Below are 2,273 nucleotides of genomic sequence, written 5' to 3'. Positions count from 1 at the left end.
ATGAAACATAAAATTTTATAATTTTTTATAGATTTTTATAAGTTTTCAGTAACGGGCGAATGATTAATATTATAAAGAGCAAAGACAACGACAAAGTTAAATATACAAAGTCTCTATTAAAAACTAAAGCTAGAAATAAAGAAAAGAAATTTATAATCGAAGGATATAGAATATTGACTCTAGCATTAGAATGTGATGCAAATTTAGAGTATGTTTTTATAAATGAAGAATTTGAAAAGAAACAAGAGCATAAGTCATTTTTAAATTTATTAGAAAATAAGGGAATAAAAATATATAAAGCTACAAATAAAATTTTCTTAGAAATGGTAGATACAGAGAATACTCAGGGGATTTTAGGAGTATTGAAGTATAAAGAAAGAGATTTAGTAAATAATATAAGTAGGGATCAAAAGTTTGTTTTAATTTTAGATAGAATACAAGACCCTGGCAATATGGGTACTATAATAAGAACTGCTGATAGCGCTGGTGTAGATGCTATTATACTTTTAAAGGGATGTGTAGATATCTATAATCCAAAGGTAATTAGATCTACTATGGGCTCTATATTTGATATGAATATAATTCACTCTACACAGGATGAAGCAGTAGATTTCTTAAAAGAAAGTAACTTTAATATAGTATCTAGCTATTTACAGACAGATAATTATTACCACGAAACTAATTACGAAGGTAAGATTGCATTAGTAATAGGAAATGAGGCAAACGGCATTAATGAGGACTTAATTTCTAAGTCAGATAAGCTAATAAAGATTCCTATATATGGAAAGGCAGAGTCATTAAATGCAGCAATAAGTGCCGCTATACTTATGTATGAGATTAAAAAATATTTAATTTAATGTGTTGAAAGCCAAAAATACATATGCTATAATGAGTTGTATACACGAAAACGTGAAATATTTTTAAATAAATACCAAAAGTTACGATGAAGGAGAAAAGTATTTTAAATAATTCTATACAGAGAATAATACCTAGGCTGGAAGTATTAAATAGATAGTTTAAGAGAAGTTCGCTCTGGAGTATCGAGGCTGAAATAAAAGTAGGCTTTGACGTTTGAAACGCGTTAAGTTTCTTCGAGTGGTTTATAGGCTTTGTGTTTATAAGCTACTAGGGTGGTACCGCGAAATAATAGCTTTCGTCCCTAGCTGGGATGAAGGCTTTTTTTATTTAGAAAAATAATTAGAATTTTAATAATAAAATTTGGAAAGGGTGAAATAAACGTGAAAGAACAATTACTTAACTTAAAAGAAGCTGCTTTAGAAGATATAAAAGCTACTTCTGCTATGGAAGAATTAGATAGCATAAGAGTAAAATATTTAGGAAAAAAAGGTCAATTAACTAAATTATTAAAAGGTATGGGAAAATTATCTTCAGAAGAAAGACCAGTTGTAGGTAAGATTGCCAACGAAGTAAGAGAAGCTATAGAAACATCAATAAACGATAAAAAAGTTGAAGTTAAAAGAATAGAACAACAAGCTAAATTACAATCAGAAGTTATAGATGTAACTATGCCAGGTAAAACTTTCAATGTAGGTAAAAAACATCCAATAACTCAAATAATAGACGAAGTTTCAGAAATATTTATGGGAATCGGATTTTCAGTAGTTGAAGGGCCAGAAGTTGAAACAGTTGAAAATAACTTCGATGCATTAAATGCACCAAAAGATCATCCATCAAGAGATATGACTGATACATTCTACTTCAATGAAGAATTATTACTTAGAACTCAAACATCTCCAGTTCAAATAAGAACAATGAGAAGCCAAGAATTACCAATAAAAATAATTTCTCCAGGTAGATGCTTTAGAAATGACTCATTAGATGCGACACATTCACCAATGTTCCATCAAATAGAAGGATTAGTTGTAGGTAAAGATATAACAATGGCTCAATTCAAAGGAACTGTAGAAACTTTCGTTAAGAAGTTATTCGGAGAAAACACTAAAACTAAATTTAGACCACACAACTTCCCATTCACAGAACCAAGTGCAGAAGTCGATGTTAGCTGCTTCAAATGCGGTGGTAAAGGATGTCCAATGTGTAAGGGTGAAGGTTGGATAGAAATATTAGGTTCAGGTATGGTTCATCCAAATGTACTTAGAAACTGTGGCATAGATCCTGAAGTTTATTCTGGATTCGCTTTCGGTATGGGTGTTGAAAGACTTGCAATGCTTAAATACGAAATAGACGATATAAGACTTTTAGTTGAAAATGATATAAGATTCTTAGATCAATTTAAATAGGATTTATTTTAA

At 30.0% G+C, this 2,273-nt stretch carries 2 protein-coding genes and 1 other annotated feature; both genes read left to right on the top strand.

The window, feature by feature from the left end; translation table 11 throughout:
* Positions 1-59 precede the first annotated feature (59 nt).
* Positions 60-857, top strand: a complete 798-nt coding sequence (locus ACI3VO_RS16110) for a TrmH family RNA methyltransferase (RefSeq protein WP_439758891.1) — start codon at positions 60-62, stop codon at positions 855-857.
* Positions 858-934: 77 nt separating this feature from the next.
* Positions 935-1,164 (top strand) — a binding site (T-box leader).
* A 74-nt stretch (positions 1,165-1,238) separates the two neighbouring features.
* Positions 1,239-2,261, top strand: a complete 1,023-nt coding sequence (pheS, locus tag ACI3VO_RS16105) for a phenylalanine--tRNA ligase subunit alpha (RefSeq protein ID WP_439758890.1) — start codon at positions 1,239-1,241, stop codon at positions 2,259-2,261.
* Positions 2,262-2,273: the final 12 nt, after the last annotated feature.

The sequence above is a fragment of the Intestinibacter sp. genome (assembly GCF_051866655.1).
Taxonomy (GTDB): domain Bacteria; phylum Bacillota; class Clostridia; order Peptostreptococcales; family Peptostreptococcaceae; genus Intestinibacter.
The sequence above is the reverse complement of the archived record's forward strand: the minus strand, read 5'-3'. Positions and strand labels throughout refer to the sequence as shown.